General features: G+C 35.1%; 25 protein-coding genes, 1 tRNA gene and 2 pseudogenes. 17 read left to right on the forward strand and 11 right to left on the reverse strand.

The window, feature by feature from the left end; genetic code table 11:
• Positions 1 to 1,010 (forward strand): annotated as a pseudogene (locus ICJ85_RS13145) (hypothetical protein); the annotation flags it as partial.
• Positions 1,011 to 1,273: 263 nt separating this feature from the next.
• Here the strand turns inward: ICJ85_RS13145 and ICJ85_RS16730 are convergent.
• From ICJ85_RS16730 to ICJ85_RS13155, 3 genes and pseudogenes are all read right to left on the reverse strand, one after another.
• Positions 1,274 to 1,415: pseudogene (locus ICJ85_RS16730) on the reverse strand (IS256 family transposase); the annotation flags it as partial.
• A 33-nt stretch (positions 1,416 to 1,448) separates the two neighbouring features.
• The gene (locus ICJ85_RS13150) at positions 1,449 to 2,675 is read right to left on the reverse strand and encodes a site-specific integrase (RefSeq protein WP_188224262.1); all 1,227 of its coding nucleotides are present in this window, start codon (positions 2,673 to 2,675) and stop codon (positions 1,449 to 1,451) included.
• 214 nt (positions 2,676 to 2,889) lie between these two features.
• Positions 2,890 to 2,964: transfer RNA gene (locus ICJ85_RS13155), tRNA-Pro, on the reverse strand.
• Positions 2,965 to 3,190: 226 nt separating this feature from the next.
• On the opposite strand from ICJ85_RS13155, the gene ICJ85_RS13160 reads away from it, so the two are divergent.
• From ICJ85_RS13160 to ICJ85_RS13230, 15 genes are all read left to right on the forward strand, one after another.
• A complete protein-coding gene (locus ICJ85_RS13160) occupies positions 3,191 to 5,389 on the forward strand; it encodes a TonB-dependent receptor family protein (RefSeq protein WP_317173087.1) in 2,199 nt (732 codons plus the stop codon).
• 6 nt (positions 5,390 to 5,395) lie between these two features.
• Complete coding sequence (locus tag ICJ85_RS13165) at positions 5,396 to 6,517, forward strand: PQQ-dependent sugar dehydrogenase (protein ID WP_188224263.1); 1,122 nt, start codon at positions 5,396 to 5,398, stop codon at positions 6,515 to 6,517.
• Between the two features lie 8 nt (positions 6,518 to 6,525).
• Complete coding sequence (locus tag ICJ85_RS13170) at positions 6,526 to 6,924, forward strand: c-type cytochrome (protein WP_188224264.1); 399 nt, start codon at positions 6,526 to 6,528, stop codon at positions 6,922 to 6,924.
• A gap of 67 nt (positions 6,925 to 6,991) precedes the next feature.
• Positions 6,992 to 7,597: a uridine kinase gene (gene udk, locus ICJ85_RS13175; protein WP_188224265.1), complete on the forward strand. Its 606-nt coding sequence runs from the start codon at positions 6,992 to 6,994 to the stop codon at positions 7,595 to 7,597.
• 2 nt (positions 7,598 to 7,599) lie between these two features.
• Positions 7,600 to 7,923, forward strand: coding sequence for an FtsB family cell division protein (locus ICJ85_RS13180; protein ID WP_188224266.1), 324 nt, complete (start codon positions 7,600 to 7,602; stop codon positions 7,921 to 7,923).
• Positions 7,916 to 9,286, forward strand: coding sequence for a methylmalonyl-CoA mutase subunit beta (locus ICJ85_RS13185; protein ID WP_188224267.1), 1,371 nt, complete (start codon positions 7,916 to 7,918; stop codon positions 9,284 to 9,286). Before ICJ85_RS13180 ends, ICJ85_RS13185 begins: the two co-directional genes overlap by 8 nt.
• A gap of 1 nt (position 9,287) precedes the next feature.
• Entirely contained in the window at positions 9,288 to 9,878 is a 591-nt protein-coding gene (locus ICJ85_RS13190) for a hypothetical protein (RefSeq protein ID WP_188224268.1), read from the forward strand.
• 3 nt (positions 9,879 to 9,881) lie between these two features.
• Positions 9,882 to 12,002 carry a methylmalonyl-CoA mutase gene (gene scpA / locus ICJ85_RS13195; protein ID WP_188224269.1) on the forward strand — a complete coding sequence of 707 codons (2,121 nt, stop codon included), beginning with the start codon at positions 9,882 to 9,884 and terminating at the stop codon, positions 12,000 to 12,002.
• Positions 12,003 to 12,121: 119 nt separating this feature from the next.
• A complete protein-coding gene (locus ICJ85_RS13200) occupies positions 12,122 to 12,886 on the forward strand; it encodes a ParA family protein (RefSeq protein ID WP_188224270.1) in 765 nt (254 codons plus the stop codon).
• A gap of 2 nt (positions 12,887 to 12,888) precedes the next feature.
• Positions 12,889 to 13,797, forward strand: a complete 909-nt coding sequence (locus tag ICJ85_RS13205; RefSeq protein ID WP_188224271.1) for a ParB/RepB/Spo0J family partition protein — start codon at positions 12,889 to 12,891, stop codon at positions 13,795 to 13,797.
• Positions 13,787 to 14,401: a DUF5683 domain-containing protein gene (locus ICJ85_RS13210; protein WP_188224272.1), complete on the forward strand. Its 615-nt coding sequence runs from the start codon at positions 13,787 to 13,789 to the stop codon at positions 14,399 to 14,401. Before ICJ85_RS13205 ends, ICJ85_RS13210 begins: the two co-directional genes overlap by 11 nt.
• A 2-nt stretch (positions 14,402 to 14,403) precedes the next feature.
• Positions 14,404 to 15,108, forward strand: a complete 705-nt coding sequence (dapB, locus tag ICJ85_RS13215) for a 4-hydroxy-tetrahydrodipicolinate reductase (RefSeq protein WP_188224273.1) — start codon at positions 14,404 to 14,406, stop codon at positions 15,106 to 15,108.
• 67 nt (positions 15,109 to 15,175) lie between these two features.
• Positions 15,176 to 16,756, forward strand: coding sequence for a signal peptidase I (lepB, locus tag ICJ85_RS13220; RefSeq protein WP_188224274.1), 1,581 nt, complete (start codon positions 15,176 to 15,178; stop codon positions 16,754 to 16,756).
• Positions 16,757 to 16,771: 15 nt separating this feature from the next.
• Positions 16,772 to 17,398 (forward strand): WbqC family protein, encoded by a 627-nt coding sequence (locus ICJ85_RS13225; protein WP_188224275.1) that lies wholly within the window; start codon positions 16,772 to 16,774, stop codon positions 17,396 to 17,398.
• Complete coding sequence (locus ICJ85_RS13230) at positions 17,398 to 17,706, forward strand: DUF6122 family protein (protein WP_188224276.1); 309 nt, start codon at positions 17,398 to 17,400, stop codon at positions 17,704 to 17,706. The genes ICJ85_RS13225 and ICJ85_RS13230 overlap by 1 nt, the downstream gene beginning before the upstream one ends.
• Here the strand turns inward: ICJ85_RS13230 and ICJ85_RS13235 are convergent, their stop codons facing one another.
• The 8 genes from ICJ85_RS13235 to ICJ85_RS13270 form a co-directional block, all read right to left on the reverse strand.
• Positions 17,707 to 18,735, reverse strand: a complete 1,029-nt coding sequence (locus ICJ85_RS13235; RefSeq protein ID WP_188224277.1) for an endonuclease/exonuclease/phosphatase family protein — start codon at positions 18,733 to 18,735, stop codon at positions 17,707 to 17,709.
• A 30-nt stretch (positions 18,736 to 18,765) separates the two neighbouring features.
• Entirely contained in the window at positions 18,766 to 19,608 is an 843-nt protein-coding gene (locus ICJ85_RS13240) for a rhomboid family protein (RefSeq protein WP_188224278.1), read from the reverse strand.
• On the reverse strand, positions 19,608 to 20,354 hold the full coding sequence (locus ICJ85_RS13245) for a rhomboid family intramembrane serine protease (RefSeq protein ID WP_188224279.1): 747 nt from the start codon (positions 20,352 to 20,354) through the stop codon (positions 19,608 to 19,610). The genes ICJ85_RS13240 and ICJ85_RS13245 overlap by 1 nt, the downstream gene beginning before the upstream one ends.
• 3 nt (positions 20,355 to 20,357) lie before the next feature.
• Complete coding sequence (gene mutL, locus ICJ85_RS13250) at positions 20,358 to 22,364, reverse strand: DNA mismatch repair endonuclease MutL (RefSeq protein ID WP_188224280.1); 2,007 nt, start codon at positions 22,362 to 22,364, stop codon at positions 20,358 to 20,360.
• Positions 22,365 to 22,367: 3 nt separating this feature from the next.
• Positions 22,368 to 22,652, reverse strand: coding sequence for a riboflavin synthase subunit beta (locus ICJ85_RS13255; protein ID WP_188224281.1), 285 nt, complete (start codon positions 22,650 to 22,652; stop codon positions 22,368 to 22,370).
• Between the two features lie 17 nt (positions 22,653 to 22,669).
• Positions 22,670 to 22,924 carry a hypothetical protein gene (locus ICJ85_RS13260; RefSeq protein ID WP_188224282.1) on the reverse strand — a complete coding sequence of 85 codons (255 nt, stop codon included), beginning with the start codon at positions 22,922 to 22,924 and terminating at the stop codon, positions 22,670 to 22,672.
• A 161-nt stretch (positions 22,925 to 23,085) separates the two neighbouring features.
• Complete coding sequence (gene ribH / locus ICJ85_RS13265) at positions 23,086 to 23,571, reverse strand: 6,7-dimethyl-8-ribityllumazine synthase (RefSeq protein WP_188224283.1); 486 nt, start codon at positions 23,569 to 23,571, stop codon at positions 23,086 to 23,088.
• 3 nt (positions 23,572 to 23,574) lie between these two features.
• Complete coding sequence (locus ICJ85_RS13270; RefSeq protein ID WP_188224284.1) at positions 23,575 to 24,354, reverse strand: tetratricopeptide repeat protein; 780 nt, start codon at positions 24,352 to 24,354, stop codon at positions 23,575 to 23,577.
• A gap of 141 nt (positions 24,355 to 24,495) precedes the next feature.
• Here ICJ85_RS13270 and recF point away from each other — a divergent pair, with 141 nt between their 5' ends.
• Positions 24,496 to 25,575: a DNA replication/repair protein RecF gene (gene recF, locus ICJ85_RS13275; RefSeq protein WP_188224285.1), complete on the forward strand. Its 1,080-nt coding sequence runs from the start codon at positions 24,496 to 24,498 to the stop codon at positions 25,573 to 25,575.
• Positions 25,576 to 25,577: the final 2 nt, after the last annotated feature.

The raw sequence follows: 25,577 nt of genomic DNA on the forward strand, positions 1-25,577 counted from the left end.
TGTTAACCCAAGGTTGGCGACGTTATATTTGGAACATCGAAAATCTAAAAGAGAGCCATCAAAATGCCAAACCGTTTCTATCGGACAGCTTAATGGGAGTTGTACGGTTGCAAAAACCCAATAAAAAAGAAGAACCTAAATCTAAAATAGTTATGGCGTTTACAGGCGATTCTTTAAGAGGAAAAGACATGATTATGACTGATGATTCGGGGAAATTCAACATAAGTGCCAAACATTTTAAAATGAGCGAACAAAGTTATTTGTATATAAAACCCATGACGCCCGAAAAACCAAAATATATCATCAACATCAATGATAATACTTTTGAAACCCTAAATAAAAAAAGAACTACATTAACCTTAAATTACCCTATTTCAAAAGTTACAGAACAAAACACTGAACAACAAAATTTTGATTTCGTTTCGTCTGAAAAAATAAACAAACTAAAAGAAATTCAAATTGAAGCTAAAAAGAAAAAGGTCTTTAGAGATAAATATCTTGGTGTTTTGGATAGTTTGGCTAGGCTTGAAAATTATGATTATGTATGTAAAGAGGATGTCTTAAACTGTCCTATACATGTGAATGATGATTCAAACAAAACGCCCATAGAAGGAGTTGCATATAAAAAGCATAAAAATTTAACAAAAAATAATCTTGGAGAATGGGTTTGGTATGGATGGACTTTACACCCTCGTTATCAATCAATAAGTAATTTAACAGCTGAAGAACTCTTAAAAAAATTCAATTTAAAAATGCTCAAAGGTTATTACGGAAAACGTGAATTTTACAATCCTGTTTACGATGAAGTTACCGTAAACGATCCTTTTCCCGATTATAGAAATACGCTGTTTTGGAAACCTGATATTATTACCAACACCAACGGAGAAGCTGTAATTGAATTTCACTGTTCAGATATTAATTCAAACTTTCTAGGAGTTGTAGAAGGTGCAAATGTAAATGGCTCTTTAGGAATGAAAAGGGTAACATTTAAGGTTATAAAAAAGGATTGATTTTTTATATAGCATCCCGTAAAAAATTGAATTTAGTGTAAAAAACGGAAATAGAGAACCACTTGTGGTGGTAAAAATTGAGCATAGCTGAATTTTAGCTAGCCCCCTTATTTAATAATATTTCATATTAAAAATTAGACAGGTTCATTACACCTAGTGTGTAAGTTAAAAATTGAGGGGTTATCTTTTTTAAAGACACTATCCCATTAAGTGTGTAAACTTAAATTATCGAGGGTTTAACTTTTTTAAAGTTGAAACCTTTTTCAAATATAGTTTAAAATAATACCCCAGTTTCTAACCGTTTCTTAGTTGCATCTCTAAGAGATAAAAAGATGACTTCAAAACGGTTCTACCTGTTGGAATTGAGAGCTTATTTTTAGAATGCTTTCTGATTTTTCCATTAAGTATGCCCTATAACTGACATCTAGAAGTTATAGCTCATTTATCCTCTAGACGCTCCAACAAACTACTAATATCCTTGCTAATTTTACTTTCTTCAACTCTGGCATAAATTTGTGTGGTTGTCAATTTAGTATGCCCTAATAATTTTGAAACGGTTTCTATAGGTACTCCATTGGAGAGCATTACAGTAGTAGCAAAAGTATGTCTGGCTACATGGAAAGTCAGATTCTTATATATTCCGCAATCAGCAGCTATTTCCTTCAAATAACTATTGGTCTTTTGATTAGAACTGATTGGCAATAAATTTCCTGTTTTATTTAGAATTTTGTCTTGACTGTACTTTTTAATAATATCCAAGGCTTTTGGAAGCACAGGTACCTTTACGTTTTCGTCTGTCTTTTCTCTTTTAGTATATATCCATAGATTGTTATCTATTCCTCTAACAATGTTAGCTACTGTTAGCTCTTTAACATCAACATATGATAAACCGGTATAACAGGAAAAAATAAAACAATCCTTAACTCGCTCCAAACGTTCACTTTTAAATTCAGTCGACTCTAAAATTTTAAGTTCTCTTTCAGTTAAATAAGCTCGATCATACTTATTATATTTCAATTTAAACTGACTAAACGGATTCTTTAGCATCCATTCCAGTTTAACTCCCAAATTGAGAATTTTCTTGAAACGCTCCAGGTGTTTCATAACACCGTTGTTAGATAACATCAATTCCTTTTTGGAATTTTTATAATGACGCAGATAATATTCAAAATCAGTTATAAACTCATAATTAAGCTGTTTAAGATAGATATCCTTTGATTTTCGTTTGCTTTGTAAGAACTCATATAAATATCTTTCTGTAGTATAATAATTCTTCATGGTTCCTGGTTTAAGTACCGTTCCCATTTTATCATGATGATAACTAACCAGATCTCTTAAAGTTTTGCTGGTTTCATCCTCCCCTAAATACCTAGATTTGATTGAATCTGAAGAAACAATTGCATCCTCAAAGAGTAATTCTTTGTGACAATTCAATAATTTACCAAATACTTCGTCTAAATAAGTATTCAGAGCCTTTACTTTCATAGAACTTCCCCTTGCCCTACTCTTATTGCTATCCCAGTCTTTAACTAGAACAGCTCGCTTTAAACTGATTTCCGATCGCTTACCACTAACGGTAATACGTACATAAATAGAAAGTTCTTCTGGATTGCTTCTTGATTTTCTTGTGAAGAAAATAACAGCAAATGTGTTTTTTGATTTCATTGTAAAATGACTTTAATTAAACAATACCTGTTAAATCAAAAGTCAAATCAATTTCGAAAGTTCCTTAAAGATAATACATTTCGGTTAAACCTCTGCACACCGAATTGCACACCTAATATTTAGTTTTAAATGAATTCAAACAAATGCATAAAAAATAAAAACACTGAAAATCAAAAGATTAACAGTGTTTTAGTTCAACTTATTACTAAGTTCGTCGGGGTGGCAGGATTCGAACCTGCGACCTCCTGCTCCCAAAGCAGGCGCGATAACCGGGCTACGCTACACCCCGAGTATAATGGTTATCTCATTACGGGGTGCAAATATACTTCTTTATATGAAATACACAACCCTTTTTTCTAAAATTTTACACCATTTCTACGTTCATTTTTTAATTAACTTAGCCCAGCATCAACTAACTCTCTTTAAACTTGAACTTTACCACATATATTTTTACTTTTACCATCATCATATTTTTTAATTCTAAGGGTTTATGTCAATCAAAAATCGCTGGAAAAGTGATTGATTTGGACACAAACAGCCCGCTTTCTCAAGTATCAATCATTCTTAAAAACAAACAGGACACGGTTTATTCCAACAATCAGGGCCTGTTTAAAATAGAAACCTTCGGTTATTATGAGTTTTACAAATCAGGGTATTTTCATAAAACAGTAATTATTCAAGAAGACCACCCAATTATTCAATTACAAATCAACCCTTCTGAATTACATGAAATCGTGGTAAATGCAAACCAAATTTCAAAACCTTTAAATTCGTCTTACGCCTCTTATAACATTATATCGACCGAAGACCTACAAAAAAACAGCACTACCGACCTAGCTCCTGCGTTAAATAAAGTTCCGGGGGTCTTTATGCAAAATGGAACATTAAACACAAACCGAATCACCATTAGAGGTATTGGTTCCAGAAATTTATACGGCACCAGTAAAATAAGGGCGTATTTTAAAGACATCCCCCTAACCTCAGGAAATGGTGAAACTACAATTGAAGATTTTGAGTTAACCATTCTATCAAGAATTGAAATTATAAAAGGATCAGGGTCGTCTATTCATGGTGCCGGTTTAGGTGGCACCATAAATTTAATTCCTAAAACTGCAAGTTATAACCAAACTAACATACAAAACACAACTACTTTCGGCTCTTTTGGTTTGTTTAAAGACGTTATAAGCTTCTGCTCAGGATTAAAAAACACGAGTATCAATGCCGTTTTCAGTCACACCCAAAGTGACGGCTATAGAATCAATAATTCATATAACAGAAAAACTATTACCCTAAATTCTAATCATTATATAAATGAACGGAATGAAATTTCTCTTCTCGGGAGTTTTATCAATTTAAAAGGCTACATCCCTAGCTCTATTAATGAAAACATCTTCTTAAACAGTCCTGAATCGGCAGCACACACCTGGGAACAAGCTAAAGGCTATGAAGACACCAAACGCACTCTTTTAGGTATATCCTGGCATCATCAATACAGCAATACTCTTTCACAAAAAACCAGTGTGTTTACCTCATTTAAAAACAGCTACGAACCTAGGCCTTTTAACATCCTGTCTGAAAATCTATCGGCTTTAGGAATTCGAAGTAGAATTTTAGGTGAGACCACTAAGTTTAAATGGACTATCGGCGCTGAATTTTTTAATGATTTCTATAAGTGGAAAACTTTCGAAAACCTCTATCAGGATTATCCTTCAGGCACAGGAAGTATTCAAGGCGATCTACTTTCAAACAATAAAGAAACCCGTGATTACTTCAATATGTTTTTAGAAACCAATTATAGTATTAATGAGAAAACAATAGTCTCTTTTGGGTTGAATTTTAATAAAACATCCTATACACTCAATGATAATTTCAATAACGATACAAATCCAGATCAGTCAGGTTCCTATTCCTTTAAAAACATCCTCTCTCCTACGATTGGTTTGACGCATACAATTTCAGAAAACATCAATCTTTATTCTAATATCAGTCACGGATTTTCACCACCAACAACTACCGAAACTCTACTCCCTGATGGATTAATCAATCCTAATATCAAACCCGAAACAGGCTGGAATTTTGAAATCGGGTCGCGTTCAACATTTTTTAACAACAAGTTATTATGCTATGTATCTGCTTACAGATTAAATATTTCAGATTTATTGGTTGCTAAACGTACTGGGAATGATGAATACATAGGCCTTAATGCAGGTAAAACCCAGCATGATGGCATTGAATTGAGTGGAACTTTTCAATGGTTTAAAAACAAAACCTATCAATTAAACACGAATTTAACCTACTCGCTCAATCATTATAAATTTAAGGATTATGTAGATGGTGAGAACAATTATTCCGGTAACGATTTAACCGGTGTTCCTAACCATGTTTTTAATTTAGAATTGGATTTCAAAACCCCTCTAGGTTTCTATGGCAACTTATTGTTTCAAAACATTGGTAGCATACCTATCACCGATAGTAACGACTTATATACAGATTCTTACAACCTGACTAATTTTAAAATTGGATGGCTAAAAAACCTTAATAAAAAACTAAATATCAATGTTTTTTTAGGTTTAAATAATATCTTTGATATAGCCTATGCCTCTCAAATTCTTATCAATGCGACAGGTTTTAATGGCGCTCAACCCAGATATTATTACCCTGGAAACCCAGTAAATTACTATTCAGGTATTAATATCTCATACAACATAAACTAACAAGCTATGAAACGAATTTACTCCCTATTAACCCTATTAATAGTTTATAGTTCTTGCGCACAGCAGACCGAATCTGAAATTAAAGCTGAACCACCTGAAAACATTGAATATGAAACCGAACTTGTTGTTCCCGATTTAAATATTGCATGGGGAATGGCCTTTCTTCCTGATGGAAGCATGCTTATAACTGAAAAATCTGGAGAACTTATTCACTTTAAAGACGGAACTAAAACTACAATAAATGGCTTACCTGAAATTTATGTACGGGGTCAAGGTGGCTTTATGGATATCAAGTTACATCCTGATTACAAAACTAATGGTTGGATTTATTTCTCGTATGCTTCTCCCGATGGTGAAGGCGAAGGTGGCAATACAGCTATTATGAGAGCGAAATTAAACGGAACATCACTAACAAATCAACAACAATTATACAAAGCAACCCCTAACACCACAAAAGGACAACATTTTGGTTCAAGGATTGAATTTGATAATCAAAGCTACCTATTTTTCTCCATTGGCGAACGTGGACAGCGCGATGTTAATCCACAAGACATCACCAGAGACTGCGGTAAAATATACAGGTTAAATGCTGATGGAACTATACCTTCAGACAATCCATTTGTAAATAACCTAGATGCGAAAACCGCCATTTATAGTTACGGTCACAGAAATCCACAAGGCATGACAAAACACCCAGAAACCGGAGCAATCTGGACTCACGAACATGGTCCTCAGGGTGGTGACGAAATCAACGTCATTGAAAAAGGGAAAAACTATGGCTGGCCTGTAATTTCCTATGGAATCAATTATAGCGGTACAAGCTTCACTGATATTACCGAAAAAGAAGGCATGGAACAACCGCTTTTTTATTGGGTACCTTCTATAGCGCCAAGCGGAATGACGTTTGTTAATTCAGATAAATACCCTAACTGGAAAGGCAACTTACTGGTTGGTTCTTTAAAATTTCAATATTTAGAACGACTCATTCTTGAAAATAACAAAGTAACAAAGCGCGAAAAACTATTTGAATCAATTGGTCGTGTTAGAGATGTTCGACAAGCGCCAGATGGCTACATTTATCTTAGCGTTGAAGGCAAAGGCATATTTAAAATTGTTCCCAAAAACTAAAATACCCTATGAAATTTATCTTATTAAGCTTAATTATTACAGCTTCATCAATCACCTATAATTTAAAACAAACCCCTTTAGAAGAAAGCATAAAACGTGGCAGTGAAATTTATACAGACTTTTGCATGAACTGCCACTTACCAAACGGCGAAGGAGTAAAAAATGTGTATCCGCCTTTAGCTAAATCAGACTTTCTAGCCAAAAATCAAGAAGCCAGTATAAGAGCAGTTAAGTATGGTGTTAATGGAGAATTAAAAGTCAATGGTATGACCTATAAAAATGTAATGGCTCCCTTGGGATTATCGGATTCCGAAGTTGCCGATGTTATGAATTACATTAACAACTCCTGGGGAAACAAGAATAAAAAAATGATTACCAAGGAAGTAGTAGAGAAAATCAAAAAATAAACGCATTCTCGGTTAAATGTTTTACATTTATTTAAATTTGTAACAGGCTAATCAAATAAAATTACACATGCTTATTATAGGAATTGCAGGCGGTACGGGCTGTGGTAAAACCACTGTAGTAAACCAAATACTTAACGAGCTTCCGGAAGGTGAAATAGGTGTAATTTCGCAGGATTCGTATTATCAGGACACCTCTCATTTAAGTTATGATGAGCGCGTTAAAATTAATTTCGACCACCCGCGCTCCATAGATTTCGAACTCCTGGAAAGTCACCTAAAAGAGCTGAAAGAAGACAAACCTATACACCAACCCGTATACTCGTTTGTTAAACATAACCGAACTGGAGATACGATTTTAACGCACCCAAGAAAGGTTATGATTGTTGAAGGTATTTTAATTTTAACCAGTCCTGAAATCAGAAATATGTGTGACATAAAAATATTTGTGCATGCCGATTCCGATGAGCGTTTAATTCGTCGTTTGAAACGTGATATTTCAGAGCGTGGTCGTGATTTAGATGAAGTTTTAGGCCGGTACCAGACCACTTTAAAACCCATGCACGATCAATTTATTGAACCCATGAAAGAATTTGCAGATATTATTATCCCTAACAATAAATACAACACTGTTGCGGTAGATATTGTGCGAACTATTATTAACAACCGACTTTAAGTATGGCGTTTTTTAAACATAAAATATTCAAACCCTTTAAAAACATATTCGTACTTATTATCACCCTTTTTGTAGTATGGATGCTGTTTTTCGATGCTAATTCCTGGCTTATTCACAACGAATTAAATTCAGACATTCATGACTTAGAAGCTGAAAAAGAATACTATTTAAAGGAAATTGAAAAAGATAAAAAAGCATTAAAAAAACTAAGTACCGAAGAAGGTCTTGAAAAATTTGCCCGCGAAGAGTATTATATGAAACGTGACAGTGAAGAAATTTTTATTATCGAATACGAAGACAGTTTAAAAACACAAAACAATGACTAACGGACTATTTAGCGAATTTGATGATGTTTCTACCAAACAGTGGAAACAAAAAATTCAGTTCGAGCTAAATGGCGCGGATTACCAAACCCTTGTATGGCATTCTAATGACGATATTTCGGTAAAACCCTTTTACAATGCCGATGATTTAAAAGATCTACCCTGTTCACCAAATACAAATGCTACCAAATGGCGTATTTGCAACACTGTTTTTGTTAATGATGCTGAGATCGCTAATACAAAAGCCATCGAATCGATTAATCAGGGTGCAGAGTGCATTAAGTTTATCATTCCTAAACATGATATTGCTATTGAAACCTTATTAAAAAATATCGATTCGGAAACAACAACATTACACTTTGAATTACATTTTTTAAACCCAGAATTCACAAAACAACTTTTAAATACGGTTTCAAATAACCAACATTATATCCATACTGATATTATTGGCAAACTTGCCAAAACCGGGAATTGGTTTAACAATATGAATTCAGACATCGAGAATTTTAAGTCTGTAGTTAACCAAACAAACACATTTAGTATTAATACTGGGCTTTACCAGAATGCAGGAGCAAATATGGTTCAGCAATTGGCTTATGCTTTGGCCCATGCCAACGAATACCTAAATATATTGCATAACGAATGCTCCTCTGAATCCAAACAACACACTAAAGTTCTCTTTAACGTTTCGGTAGCTAGTAATTACTTTTTCGAAATTGCCAAACTTAGGGCGCTAAGATTACTCTGGCGAACATTGGCTTATGAATATCACGTCAATCCAGACTGTCACATTTTAGCAACACCTTCAAAACGCAACAAAACCGTTTACGATTACAACACCAATATTATACGTTCTACTACCGAAAGTATGAGTGCGATTCTTGGCGGCGCAAACACCATTTGTAATTTACCATATGATGTTGTTTACTATAAAACCAATGATTTTAGCGAACGTATTGCCCGAAATCAACTCCTTATTTTAAAACACGAAAGTTATTTCGATAAAGTTAACAATCCGGCAGATGGTGCTTACTACATTGAATCTTTAACTAAACAGTTGGCCGAAAAAGCCCTTATTCTTTTTAAAGACATTGAAACTAATGGCGGCTTTTTAAAACAATTAAAAGCAGGCACTATTCAGCGAAAAATAAAGGAAAGCGCTCAAAAAGAGCAAGAACAATTCGACAAAAAAGAAGAGGTTTTAGTAGGAGCTAACAGTTACCAAAACCCAGATGATAAGATGAAACCTGAAATAGAATTGTACCCGTTCGTAAAAACACATTTCCGAAAAACATTAATTGAACCGATTATAGAAAAACGATTATCTGAAACTATAGAACAACAACGCTTAAACAATGAAAATTAATATGAAATCAAATGTTATCCTTTTTGCATTTTTATTAGTCATCACTTTTTTTAGCTGTAAAAACGGCTCAACTTTTACAGATTATAAGTATGCTGAGAATCCTGAAACTATAAATTGTCAAGGTTTAGATTCTAAGCTATATAAAGAAGCTTTATATGCCTTTGAAGCCGACATTGTTGCTTTTTACGGGAAAGACAAACCAAATACAACCCTAACACAGGCATATTATCAATTTTTGAGAGACACTAACGCAAAGCGCGTTAAGTATATAGAAATTGCTTCAGAACATAGCTTAAAGATTTTTGAGGCTTTAAAAAATGAAACCGATTTATGGGATGCTGAAAACCCAAATAGCCATTTAAACTACAATGGATCTTTAATGAACTGCGTAACCACCAATATTCATGATGAAAGTTTAAAAACAACATTAAACGCGTTGATCTCAACAAACAGCATGAGCCCGAAATTATTTGGTGCGCCCTTAATGTCTGGTTATCGAGGTATTTTATCAGATAAATATCTGGCAACTTATGTAGCTTTCGATTTGTTTTATGCGCACCTTTTCAATTTAAACAAGACACCTCAGGCCTAATTCATGTCTAGAAAAAATCTTCAACATATCAGTATTAAATCAGAACACCAAAGGCTGAAATCGGAACCCCAAACGTTTGAGACAGCAGAGGGTATTTCTGTAAAATCAATCTATTCTGAATATGACATTGAAGATTTAGATCACCTTAATTTTGCTGCAGGCATTACCCCTAACCTACGTGGCCCCTACACCACCATGTATGTTAGAAAGCCGTGGACCATCAGACAATATGCTGGATTTTCAACAGCCGAAGACAGTAATGCGTTTTACAAACGCAATTTAGCTGCCGGACAAAAAGGACTATCTGTTGCCTTCGATTTAGCCACACATCGTGGCTACGATTCCGATCACGATCGTGTGGTTGGCGACATAGGTAAAGCTGGAGTTGCGATAGATTCTGTAGAAGACATGAAACGCTTATTCGATGAGATTCCTCTCGATAAAATGAGTGTTTCCATGACCATGAACGGCGCCGTGCTGCCTATAATGGCATTTTATATTGTCGCAGCTGAAGAACAGGGGGTTCATCAAAATAAACTTTCCGGAACCATTCAAAATGACATCCTAAAAGAGTTTATGGTACGTAACACTTACATTTACCCACCAAAACCCTCAATGAAAATTATTTCAGATATTTTTGAATATACTAGTAAGCACATGCCCAAATTCAATAGCATTAGTATTTCTGGGTATCATATTCAGGAGGCTGGAGGGACCGCAGATATCGAACTGGCTTACACTCTTGCTGATGGATTAGAATACATAAAAACAGGTTTAGCAGCCGGCTTAAATATCGATGATTTTGCTCCTCGCTTATCTTTTTTTTGGGGTATTGGCATGAATCATTTTATGGAAATTGCAAAAATGCGAGCAGCCAGAATGCTTTGGGCCAAACTGATAAAACAATTCAACCCTAAAAATGAAAAGTCACTTAATTTAAGAACGCACTGCCAGACCAGTGGCTGGAGTTTAACCGAACAAAACCCGTTTAATAATATTGCACGAACTACTATTGAGGCGACCGCCGCTGTTTTTGGAGGCACACAAAGTTTACACACCAATGCTTTAGATGAAGCCATTGCATTACCTACCGATTTTACAGCTCGTATTGCACGTAATACGCAACTCTTCCTTCAGAAAGAAACCAAAATCACAAAAACGGTTGATCCTTGGGCTGGGAGTTATTACGTTGAAAAACTTACGAACGATATCGCCGAAAAAGCCTGGAAATTAATACAGGAAATTGAAGATTTAGGAGGCATGACCAAAGCCCTTGAAGTCGGTATTCCAAAAATTAGAATTGAAGAAGCTGCAGCACGAAAACAAGCGCGAATAGATTCCAATCAGGATATTATTGTTGGTGTTAACAAATACAAACTAAAAGAAGAAGCTCCAATTACCACGCTTGAAGTAGATAACCAAACGGTTAGAAACGCTCAAATTGAACGTTTAAAGAAAATTAAAGAGAGTAGAAACACAGAAAAAGTAAATATAACCCTGTCAAATTTAAGTGAGTGTGCGCGAACAGGACAAGGAAATTTATTAGTTTTAGCTATTGAAGCCGCTCGCGAGCGTGCTACTTTAGGTGAAATTAGTATGGCTTTGGAATCTGTTTTTGGAAGACATAAAGCACAGATTAAATCATTTTCAGGCGTGTATAGTAAAGAAATTAAAAACGATGATACCTTTAAAAAAGCAAGAGAGCTTGCCGATGTTTTCGCAAAACAGGACGGCAGACGCCCTCGTATTATGATTGCAAAAATGGGACAGGATGGTCACGACCGCGGCGCTAAAGTTGTAGCTACAGCTTATGCCGATTTAGGCTTCGATGTAGATGTTGCGCCTTTGTTTCAAACACCACAAGAAGTAGCAAAGCAAGCCGTTGAAAATGATGTACATATCCTGGGGGTTTCATCATTAGCTGCCGGACACAAAACTTTAGTCCCTCAGGTTATTGAAGAACTAAAACAATATAGCCGTGAGGATATTATGGTTATTGTGGGGGGTGTTATTCCAAAACAAGATTATCAATTTTTATTCGATACCGGTGTAGTAGCTGTTTTTGGCCCCGGGACAAAAATTAGCGAAGCTGCCATAAAAATTTTAGAGATTTTAATCGACTAACGGTTACTTTTAGTAACAAATTTCACCCGAAAATATTATTAAAAGCCCCTGTTAACAAATTCCGTTTTTATTCCTAAATAATAGTTGTATTTTTACCCCTAATAAAACCAAATCAATTAATGGGTAAAATAATTGCAATTGCTAACCAAAAAGGAGGTGTTGGTAAGACAACAACATCTATCAACTTAGCGGCTTCTCTTGGAGTTTTAGAAAAAAAAGTATTACTTATTGATGCTGATCCTCAGGCAAATGCAACTTCTGGAATTGGAATGGATGTGGAAAGCGTAGAAGTGGGAACCTACCAACTTTTAGAACATTCGCATGCACCTAAAGAAGCCATCGTTAAAACTGACACGCCTAATCTGGACATAATTCCCGCGCACATCGACCTTGTTGCTATCGAAATAGAGCTTGTTGATAAAGACCAGCGCGAATACATGTTAAAAAAAGCTTTGGTTGATATTAAGGATGATTATGATTACATCATTATTGACTGCGCTCCATCATTAGGTTTACTAACCCTGAATGCGTTAACTGCGGCCGACGCTGTGATTATTCCAATACAGTGTGAATATTTCGCTTTAGAAGGTTTAGGAAAGTTATTGAATACCATTAAAAGTGTTCAAAAAATTCACAACAAAGAATTAGACATCGAAGGTTTATTACTAACCATGTACGATTCACGTTTAAGACTGTCTAATCAAGTAGTTGAGGAAGTTCAGAAGCACTTTAATGATATGGTTTTTCAAACCATTATTCAGCGTAACGTACGCTTGAGTGAAGCCCCAAGTTACGGCGAAAGCATAATTAATTACGATGCGGCTAGTAAAGGCGCAACAAATTACTTAAGTTTAGCTAAAGAAATTATTAATAAAAATGCATAAATATGGCTAAGGCAACAAAAAAACAAGCTTTAGGAAGAGGATTATCGGCACTCTTAAAAGACCCTGAAAACGATATTCAATCGGTACAGGATAAAGATGCTGATAAAGTGATAGGAAATATTGTTGAATTAGACATCGATTTTATAGAGGTTAACCCTTTTCAACCACGTACCAACTTTAGTGAAGAATCGCTACGTGAATTAGCATCTTCGGTAAAAGAATTAGGTATTATTCAACCTATTACGGTTAGAAAATTAGGGTTTAACCAATACCAACTGGTTTCTGGTGAGCGTCGTTACAGAGCGTCGAAACTCATTGGCTTAGAAACCATCCCGGCATACATAAGAATTGCCAACGATCAGGAATCTTTAGAAATGGCTCTTGTTGAAAATATTCAACGTCAGGATTTAGACCCTATTGAAATTGCTCTATCATACCAACGTTTAATTGACGAAATTAACTTAACTCAAGAACAAATGAGTGAGCGCGTTGGAAAAAAACGTTCAACCATTGCAAACTACCTCCGTCTTTTAAAATTAGATCCGATTATTCAAACAGGGATGCGTGACGGATTTATCTCTATGGGTCACGGTCGTGCTTTAATCACTATTGAAGATACAAGCGCCCAGTTGGATATCTACGAAAAAATACTATCTAATCAGCTTTCGGTTAGAAATACCGAGGAATTGGTTAGAAATTACGGAGAAACCAAAACGGTGCAACCGACTCCAAAAAAACAAACCGAAACTGTACCTACCTTCATAAAAGATGGCATTGGCGCTTTTTCTGAATACTTTGGTCATAAAATTGACGTTAAAGTATCTAAAAACGGTAAAGGAAAAATTACCATTCCGTTTCATTCAGAAGAAGATTTCAATCGTATAACAAAATTAGTAAAGGGTGCCAAATAAACTTTTTATAACAAGCGCATTAGCGTTTTTGTTTAGTTTGTGTGTATCAGCGCAGGAAAAAGACAACAAAAAACCCGAGCTTCCAAAAGAAGTGGTTGTTGATACGCTTGTGCAATTGCCTCAAGAATTCAATCCTCTATCCCCTGCAAAAGCTGCTTTTTATTCAGCTGTTCTGCCGGGTTTAGGACAAGCCTACAACAAAAGGTACTGGAAAATTCCTTTAGTCTATATTGGTCTAGGTACCGGCGTGTATTTTTATATTAACAATAACAAAGAATACAACCGTTATCGGGATGCTTATAAAAGCCGATTGGCCGGATTAGAAAATGATGAATTTTATTTTGATTCTGAAGGCAACAAACTAGATACACCTCGCGTAACCACAGAAGGTTTAGAACGCGGACAAAAATTCTATAGAAAAAACAAAGAAATTTCACTTTTAGTGACACTGGGCATTTATGCCCTTAATATTATCGATGCTAATGTTGATGCGCATTTAATGCAATATAACATTGATGAAAACTTATCATTAGCACCACATTACAGATTTAACGAGATGGATGCAACAAGTAATCTCGGCCTAACATTTAATTTTAAATTTTGATTATGAAAATAGCTTTACTTGGTTACGGAAAAATGGGGAAAACCATTGAGCAAATTGCTATTAAACGCGGACATGAAATTGTTTTAAAAGTAGACAAGAATGATGATGCTTACGATATTACTCAAGCTGATGTTGCGATAGACTTTAGTATCCCAACAGTGGCTTTTAACAATATTACAAACTGTTTAAACAACGGAGTTCCTGTAATTTCTGGAACTACGGGATGGTTACAGGATTACGATAAAGCAGTGGAGTTATGTAAAGAAAAAGAAGGAGGATTTATCTATGCTTCAAACTTCAGCTTAGGTGTTAACATCTTTTTTGAGCTAAACAAAACCTTAGCTAAAATGATGAATACCCTTAAGCAGTATAATGTAACAATGGAAGAAATTCACCACACGCAAAAATTAGACGCGCCAAGTGGTACTGCTATTACGTTAGCTGAAGGTATTATTGAGAATCACAGCGGTTACGATAACTGGAAACTAGATGAAGCTGCTGAAAAAAGCCTTCCAATCGTTGCTAAACGTATTGAAGATGTTCCAGGTACACATACTGTTAATTATGAAAGTGAAGTCGACACGATTACTATCGAACACACCGCCCACAACCGTCAAGGATTTGCCTTAGGAGCCGTAATTGCTGCCGAGTGGATTATTGGTAAAAAAGGCGTTTTCAATATGAATGATGTGTTAAATATTGGTTAATACCAGCATTTAACGTAACAATAGATGTAAGTTTAAACACTAACGACGTAAACAAAACAACATAGGTATGACATTAATGCAATGGTTTATTTTCATCTTGATTATTCAGGTGATTCACGGTTTAGGAACTTGGAAACTTTATATTAAAGCAGGACGACAAGCCTGGGAAGCTTTTATTCCGGTTTATAACGCCGTGACTTTAATGAAAATTATAAACCGCCCTTGGTGGTGGACCATCTTATTATTTTTACCTATTGTTAACTTGATTATGTTTCCGGTAATCTGGGTGGAAACTGCCAGAAGTTTTGGAAAGAATTCTACAACAGATACCATTTTAGCCGTCGTTACTTTAGGGCTTTATAACTACTACCTTAACTACGCTACCGAAGTTGAATACATAGAAGACCGAAGCTTAAAACCTAGAACCGATGTTGGAGATTGGGTAAGCTCTATTCTGTTTGCCATTGTGGCTGCCACTATTGTTCATACCTATTTTATTCAGCCATTTACTATTCCATCATCATCTTTAGAAAAGTCATTACTGGTTGGTGACTTCTTATTTGTGAGTAAGTTTCATTATGGAGCGCGTATCCCTATGACAACCGTTGCAGCGCCAATGGTGCATGATACAATCCCAGGGCTTAAAAAGAAGTCATATTTATTTGATGACCATTACGAGGATAGAAAAACCTCGTGGGAAAACAAACTACAATTACCGTATTTGCGTATTCCTGGTTTCGAGGATATTGAACGAAATGATATTGTGGTATTCAACCAACCAGCAGATACCCTGCTGGACATGAACGACTTTCATCCCGACAGAAACTATTACAAACCTATTGATAAGAAAACCAATTTAGTAAAACGTTGTGTAGGAGTTGCTGGCGATACCTTAGAAATTCGTGATGGCTATGTGTTTATTAATGGTGTGCAAAACCAATTACCAGACCGTGCGCATTTACAGTTTAGTTATTTGGTACAACCTAAAAGCACACAATTTAATCCTGTGGTATTAAAACAACGCTACGATATTACCGATGGTTTTTATATAATAAATAAACAAAATACTTATTATTTTTCTGCAATTTCGGATGAAGCTTTAGCTAAATTTAAAAATGACCCGAATGTTATTAGTATTACACCTGTAAAAAACCAAAAAGGCGAACGGGATGCTTCTATATTTCCTCACGACCCGAATTACAACTGGAATGTCGATAATTTTGGTCCTGTAGTAATTCCTGAAAAAGGGAAAAGCATTGTTTTAAATATTGAAAATTTACCGCTTTACAAGCGAGCCATTAGCGAATACGAAGGTAATGACGTTAGGGTTAAAGGCAATCAGATTTTAATTAATGGTGAAGCTGCGACTTCGTATACCTTTAAACAAAACTATTATTGGATGATGGGTGATAACCGTCACAACTCAATCGATTCACGTTTCTGGGGCTTTGTGCCTTTCGATCACGTGGTTGGTAAGCCTGTATTTATCTGGATGAGCTGGGATGGAAAATCACCACGTTGGGACCGTTTCTTTACTACTGTTAGTGGTGAAGGTAAAGCGACGTCGTTCTTAATACCATTCCTGATTTTATTAGTTGCTTACTATATTTTCAGTAAATGGAGAGCGCGTAAAAAGGCAAATGCTTAATCAGGATTTTATTTCATGAACATTATCATTCACCCAACCTATTTCCCAAGTATCGCTCATTTTGTAGCGATTGCTAATGCCGGACGGGTAACATTTGAAGTTGATGATAATTTCTTAAAGCAAACCTATCGCAATCGGGCTTATATTTACGGTGCTAACGGAAAACAAACCTTAAATATTCCTGTAATTCACACGCAGAAAAACAGACAAAAATATAAGGATGTAAAGATTTTCAATGAAGACAACTGGCAGAGTAACCATTGGAAATCTTTAATATCGGCTTACAGAACCTCTCCTTTTTTTGAGTTTTACGAAGACGAACTTAAACCTCTTTTCGAAACACCGGTGGAAAATATTTTAGATTTCAACCTAAAATGTTTCGAAGTGATTTGCGATTGTTTACAATTGTACATAGACCCTTTAAAAACAGGAGCTTTTCAAAAAGACGTGGATAATAACACCACAGATTATCGCTATTTAGTTCACGCAAAAAAAGAACAAGAACAACCGTTTGAACCATACACACAGGTATTTGATGATAAACATGGATTTATACCAAACCTGAGTATTTTAGACTTACTCTTTAACGAAGGTCCGAATGCCTTAACCTATTTAGAAAATCAAACATTAGCACCACAATAATGCTTCAATTCATTGCACATTACGGTTGCCATGTGCTTTTACCTCTTGCCGTAGCTTTAATTTGGTATAAACCACAATGGATGATGGCTTATTTCATCATGCTGGCTGGTTTTTTAATTGATATTGATCACATATTAGCAACACCTGTATTTAGCCCAGGCCGATGCAGTATCAATTTTCATCCACTACACAGTTATTATGCTATTACAGTATATGTGTTATTATTAATACCAAAGAAAACGCGATTAATCGGCTTAGGATTAGTTATCCATATTATTGCCGATCTGGTAGATTGTTCCTTTATGTAATTATTCCGGTTGTAGTGACAGAGTCGCCATAATGGGATAATGATCGGAATAATGTTCGTTATACGACTTAAACCCATTTACTGCAAAAGCATCATCTGAGAAAATATAATCGATTCGAACAGGAAAGAATTTAAAATCGTAAGTTCTTCCGAATCCGTTTCCGGCTTCTTCAAAAGTATCGTTTAAATCCCCCTTAATTTTTCGGTATACATACGAATAGGCTGTATTATTGAAATCACCACAAATAATCATTTTGTATTTACAGCTATTTTTATGCTTTAGGAACAACTCTGTTTGAAACTGCTGCATTGTAAAGGTCGAACCTATGCGGTTAATTAAACGCTCAGAATCTTCATTCTTTAAACTTTCAATTTTTGTATCAATACGTAGCGATTCCAGATGTACATTATACACACGTATCGTATCTTTTTGCTTGACAACATCAACAAAAATGGCATTATTTGAGGTATTTGGAAAAGCAACCGAACCGGAATTAATAATTGGAAATTTTGAGAATATCGCTTGTCCGTGTTTTAATTTATTTCCTGATATATTTTCGAATTTATGCTTGTAAGACGACAAATCTACTTTTGGATGTGGATGAAATTCCTGAATACTTAAAATATCTGGTGCTTCCTGTTTAATAAAACTTACCATTTTGGTTTGCACATCTGTATCAACAATCCAATCATAAACATTAAATAACCTAACGTTGTAATTCATAACCGTAATGTTGTTTGGGTCTTCAACTTTTTTTGACGCTGCAAACTTATATAACGACCCGAAACAGAAATAGCCTATAGCTAAAACAAACAGTGATAAGAAGAATTGCCTTTTTAGCCTTAACAACCAATATAACAGGAATAGAACATTGCTTAGCATTAAAAATGGCACACCCAAATTCAGTACCGATAATACCGCAAAAGTTTTAGGTGGTAGAAATGGCAAGGCATAAGAAAATAAAAGCACCAAGGCTATTACAGCATTAATGAGGTAAATAAGCTTATTGATAGCACTAAGGTTCTTCATTGATTTGTTACAGTCTTATTAGCATGATCATTATTTACCTGCTCTGAATAAAAACTCTTTCTCTTCGGCTGTAAGACTATCGTAACCACTTTTACTTATTTTATCGAGAATAACATCAATTTTCTTTTGAGTATTAAACTCATTAAAATCGGCTTTAGTATACCCACCTACTTTACTTTTATTTTTGTGAACCGTTTTTAAAGGTCCTTTTTTCGATAACTTAATATTAGAAAACAAGTTTACTAAACTTTCAAAACCGCGACCAATATCATTACCTTTTACTAATTGCTTAGCATAAAAATACCCCAATAAAGCACCGCCCAAATGCGCCAGATTACCTCCGGCATTTCCACCGAATAATCCAAACATATCTAAAACAACAATGGCAGCGCCAACATACCACAACTTAAGATTAAATGTAAAAAAACGTATATCCTGATTAGGCATATAGGCACAAATAAAAATAAGTAATGCCCTAACAGCTGCTGATGCACCTACTAATGTTGAATTTGTTCCGAAGAAACCCGGAAACAAAGAATACCCTAACAAAAACAATACACCACCACTCATGGCTCCTAAAAAGTAAATATTAATAGCCATTTTTGCGCTGAATAAGTTTAAAAACATCTGACCAATAACATACAGCCAAAGCATATTAAACAGAATATGTAAGGGAGCGTAATGTAAAAAAGCATAAGTAATAATAGACCAAGGTCTTACTATAAAGTTTTCAAAATTACTAGGCAGTTCAAACCACACCAGATACTTTCGAAGTAATAAACCTATAATAAAAACAACCACATTTGTGGCTATTATTTTCTCCAGCACATTAAGTCGTGCCAACTTATATTTTACATCATCTAATAGACTCATTAATACCAGCGGTTTTGATTAAACTGATTCTTTTTCCAGTACCACATGATAATAAATCCAATAACAGCGCCACCTACGTGTGCAAAGTGAGCAACATTACCTTGACCGAATATGGAATTACCAGACAAACCAGATACTAAATCTAAGATAATAATTCCAGGAATAAAATATTTAGCTTTTATAGGAATAGGTAAAAAGATCATCATAAGTTCGGCATTTGGATTCATCATGCCAAAGGCCGCTAAAATTCCCATAATACATCCTGATGCCCCAACCATACTACCGTTATATACCGGAAAAATGGTTTGTAAATCGGTTAATTGTTGGTTTGTTACACTACTCAATACCTTGTTCTCTTGTAACATCTGCGTAATTTGGTCGGATGTTAACCCGGAAGCCATTAGGTCATTAAAACTCGGAACAAACTCTACATAATAAAAGCCCAATTGTAATAACACTGCACCTAAACCAGCAGAAAAATAAATGAATAAAAAGCGCTTACTTCCTAAAACCTGCTCTACAGGCGTACCAAACATCCAAAGGGCAAACATATTGAATAAGATATGTGAAATGCCGCCATGCATAAACATATGCGTTACAATTTGCCATGGTTGGAACATGTCGTTTTTCGGAAAATATAAAGCAAACCAATCATAAAACACACCATTACCAATAGCCATGGTCCCTATAAACATAATCACATTAATTATGATTAGGTGTTTTACACTTTCTGAAATTCGCATCATAGTTTATATAAATTTTTTATCTAACTCGTCCACAGTCATAGTTATAAATGTGGTACGGTTAGCTGGTGACACACTTGGCTCCTTACAAGCAAACAGCTGATTTACCAAATGCTCTTGTTCTTCTTTTTCTAACGTCTGACCGGTTTTAATCGCTAAACTCTTCGCCATAGACTTCGCCATTAAATCGGTGGCACTAAAACTACTATCAGGCACTTCGTTTTCAACATCGCTAATAAGCTGTTCTAAAATAATAGACACTTCACTTTCTGGAACACTAACTGGCACTCCGGTAATCTCAACTAAACCGGCTTGAATCTTAGCGAAAATAAACCCTGTTTGTTCTAAGTCGTTCTTTAAATCACGAATAACCTGCATTTCCTGATTTGAAAAATGAAGCTGAAGCGGAAACAATAACTGCTGACTTACCGCTTCTTTCACCGTCATATTTCTTAAGAACTTTTCATACAATATACGTTGATGCGCCTTGTTTTGATCGATAAGCAACATCCCCGATTTTATGGTGCTTACAATATATTTATTATGAAGCTGATACGTGGTTTGTTTCTGCTCTACTTTGTTCTCTTCGGTAAAAGCAGACATGGTTTCTTCCTCAGCTTCAAACTTCAGGTGATTAAAATTTTGAGGTTGCGGACTTACAAATTCGGTTTGAGGATTGGTTTCTTCATAAGTTTCCTCGTCTTCATATTCCTCCTCTTCTTCCGTCTGTTCTTCATGATAAACATTTCTCAACTCAGATTCGGGAGAGGGTATAAATTCTGAATTGGCCTTCTTATAAATATCATTATCCGAAATACCGACACCTAAATCTCTGGAAAGGCTATCCCAGGATACCGCCTGATCACTTTTTTGAGCAATGGCTCTTACAATAGAATTAACCTCTTCTTTAAACGGGTTGTAATCGCGATCAACTTCAATGGTAGGGTTCTTTACCGGTTTCTTTTCTAACTCGTAAGGCGTATCTAAACTCGCATCACGATCAAAATCTAAAACCGGAGCAATATTAAATTGCCCTAAACTGTGTTTCACCGCCGAACGTAATAACGCATACAACGTATGTTCGTCATCAAACTTAATTTCAGTTTTTGTTGGGTGAATATTAATATCTATCGACTGCGGATCGACCGTTAATTTTAAAAAGTAACTCGGATTGGTTCCATTTTTCAACAAACCGTCAAACGCAGCATTTATTGCATGATTTAAATAAGCACTTTTTATAAACCTGTCGTTTACAAAAAAGTACTGTTCATTTCGGGTTTTCTTAGCAAACTCAGGTTTGCCAACAAAACCGCTAACCTTTAATACTTCAGTATCTTCTTCTACCGGAACTAATTTTTCGTTAGTTCTTGTTCCAAAAATATTAACGATACGCTGCCTGTAATTTCCAACCGGTAAATTAAACGTTTCGCTACCATTGTTATACATAGCGAAGTTAATATCAGGATGCGCTAGGGCTACACGATGAAATTCATCTAAAACATGACGCAACTCAACATTATCGGATTTTAAAAAATTACGACGAGCGGGAATGTTAAAAAATAAATTCTTTACCGAAATAGAAGTTCCTGTAGGTGTTACCACTACTTCCTGAGCCACCACTTTACTACCTTCTATAGCAATGCCTGTCCCTACATCATCTGTTTCCTGCTTGGTTCGTAACTCCACATGGGCAATAGCAGCTATACTGGCTAAAGCTTCACCTCGAAACCCTTTTGTATTTAACAGGAATAAATCTTCTGCACTGCGTATTTTAGAAGTCGCATGACGCTCGAAACTTAGTCGGGCATCTGTAGCACTCATACCTTTACCGTCGTCTATAACTTGTACAAGCGTTTTCCCGGCGTCTTTTATAATAAGTTTAATAGTTGTAGCACCGGCATCAATGGCGTTTTCTAACAACTCTTTTACAACAGAAGCGGGGCGTTGTACAACTTCTCCTGCGGCTATCTGATTTGCAACATGATCGGGTAAAAGCTGTATAATATCTGCCATGAATTATTTAAAAAATATAGATAAATCGAAATCGATGATAAATAAAAATATAAGCACAAGAATAGCTACAATAATTAAAATACGTCGGTTAGCATCCTTATCCTGATTATGTTTTAAATCATCTAATGCGTTGATTAATTTTGTTTTCAAGTTGGTATTACCACCAACGGTTTTTCTGTATTCGTCAAATCTATGTTTAATCTCAAAAGGGTTACCTTCCTCTCCTCCGTTAAAATAACGAGGTGTATAGCTAAATTTTTTGTTCTTACGTGTTTTAAAAATGCCCATAATGTCTAAGTTTTAGGTTAATTGAATTTTGAATCTAGTATGTACATACAAATCAATAACAATACCAAAATTAATAGTAGTGTTCGTATAGACATGGTACCTTTAACGCGTCGTTTTGAAGTTCTGGTTTGTTCCCACTTTGAAATGAAATCGTGTTTTTCAGGAGCTTCTCCATCAGTAACTTCCTCGTTTTCCTTAGAAAAACGCGGTCGATAATTAAAGGTTTTATTTTTACGCTGATTAAACAAAATAAATGAATACTTACTCTTCAAAAGTACTTAAAAATAGGCAGAATCAAGAAAGACTATTGCCAAAAATTGTTAACAGATATCCTGTTAAAATGGTTAAAAACAAAAGAGATGCTTAGTGATTTTATCGACTAAGCATCTCCTCTATTATTATTAGTACCGCTAAAAACTACTATAGCAACACTTTAGCTGTTATTACGTAACTCAGCCATTTTAATAGCTGCAATGGCTGCTTCGGTTCCTTTGTTGCCGTGTTTCCCACCAGAACGATCAATAGCTTGCTGCATAGTATTGTCGGTAAGCACACAGAAAATAACCGGTGTTTCGTGTAACACATTCAAATCTTTTATGCCTTGAGTTACACCTTCACATACAAAATCGAAATGCTTAGTTTCTCCCTGAATAACACTTCCTATTACAATTACTGCACTTACAATTTGCTCCTGCATTTTCTTAGCGCCATAGATTAACTCGAAACTTCCTGGTACATTCCAACGAATGATATTTTCAGGCAATGTTCCGTTTTCTACTAACGCATCGTAAGCTCCTTGATATAAGCCTTCTGTAATGGTATCATTCCATTCAGAAACAACAATCCCAAATCGAAATTTCTTCGCATTTGGGATTGTAGCTTTATCGTATTCTGATAAATTTTTATTTGCGGTAGCCATATGTTATTTACTTGCCAATACCTCGGCTTTACCAATAAACACATCGATAGTTGCTGCCTCAGTAGAGTTTGGATATTCTTCTTTAATTCTGTTAAAGTAATCTAACGCTTTACCTGCCTTACCTAATTCTAAAGCAATTGCTCCTGCTTTGTATAAGTACATTGGCGTTGTATACCCGTTATTTCTCATATTAGCAGCTTCTTCGTAGTAACCTAAAGCATCTTCAGGTTGGTTTAACTGCACGAAAGCATCTCCAATATTTCCTTTAGCTAATGGGGCTAAAATTTCATCTTCACTTTTAAAATCACTTAAATACTCAATCGCATTTTTGTAATCTTTTAATCTTAAATAAGCTGTACCTGCATAATAGTGTGCCAGATTAGCCGATGCAGTTCCACTGTACTCTTCAATAATATCTAACATACCGTATTTACCTTCACCTCCGTTTAAGGCTAAGTTAAATAACGAATCCTTTTCTACACCGTTTACGGCTTGGTCAAAATATTTTTGAGCCTGAAACATATCGTTCATTGCATTTTGCTGCTTAGGTTTCGCTATAAACTCGTTGTATCCTAAATACCCTAAAACAACAACTGCCACAACACCAATAAACATGAAGATATATTTTTGATTCTTCTCAACAAACTCTTCAGTTTTAGATGCTGTTTCGTCTAACGTATTAAATACCTCTGCTGTTGTAGAATCTTGTTCGTATACTTCTTCTACAACGTCATTTTCTACCTTCTTTTTCGGTTTATAACCTCTTTTGTTATATGTTGCCATGTATTTATTCTAAAGTTAATGCCTCGCAAAAATATAATTTTTCTTCATATACAAAAGGTTATTTATTTGTATTTTTTCAATAATTTGCACCTCCTTTTTAAAGAGTCGCAACTCCATAACATGCTTTAAGCTGCTTTTTTTATGATTTTAAAATCACTTTCATTATTAAACTATAAAAATTTCGAAAGTAAGTCCTTCAATTTCAACGACAAAATAAATTGTATTGTTGGTAACAACGGTATTGGAAAAACCAATGTACTCGATGCCATTTATCATTTATCCTTCGGTAAAAGTTATTTTAATCCGGTAGCGACACAAAACATTAAGCATGGCGAAGAGTTTTTCGTAGTGAATGGTGACTATATAAAAGATGATAAATCTGAAAAAATAATCGTTAGTCTGAAACGCGGACAAAAAAAAGTTATTAAACGTAACGGAAAGATTTACGACAAGTTTAGCGACCATATTGGTTTTTTGCCTCTGGTAATTATCTCTCCAGCAGATAGAGACCTAATTATAGAAGGTAGCGACACCCGCCGTAAATTTATAGATGGGGTTATTTCGCAAAGCGACAAAGTGTATTTAAACAACCTGATTAATTACAATAAGATTTTATCTCAACGTAATGCCCTGTTAAAATACTTCGCACTAAATCATACGTTTAACAAAGAAACTTTAGAGATTTACAACCAGCAGTTAAACGATTACGGCTCACAAATTTTTGAAAAGCGAAAATTGTTTTTAGAAACTTTTATTCCCATTTTCAAAGAGCGCTATCAAGCCATAAGTAACGGCAACGAAAATGTAGAGCTCGAGTATAGCAGTGGTTTATTTGAAGATGATTTAAACACCTTATTGCAAAAAAGTATTAATAAAGACAAAGCCTTACAATACACAAGTGTTGGTATTCATAAAGACGATTTAAATTTCAATATAGAAAATCATCCCATAAAAAAATTTGGTAGCCAAGGCCAGCAAAAATCCTTTTTAATTGCTTTAAAACTGGCGCAATTCGATTTTATAAAAGCACAAAGTGGTGTCAATCCCATTTTATTATTAGATGATGTTTTTGATAAACTTGATGAAAATCGCGTAACGCAGATTATTAAATTGGTTGACGATGCTAACTTCGGACAAATATTTATAAGCGACACCCATGCCGAACGCACTGAAAATGCAGTAAAACAAGCCCATCAATCCTACGAAATATTCAGACTTTAAAG

Source organism: Aestuariibaculum marinum, assembly GCF_014596975.1.
GTDB lineage: Bacteria > Bacteroidota > Bacteroidia > Flavobacteriales > Flavobacteriaceae > Aestuariibaculum > Aestuariibaculum marinum.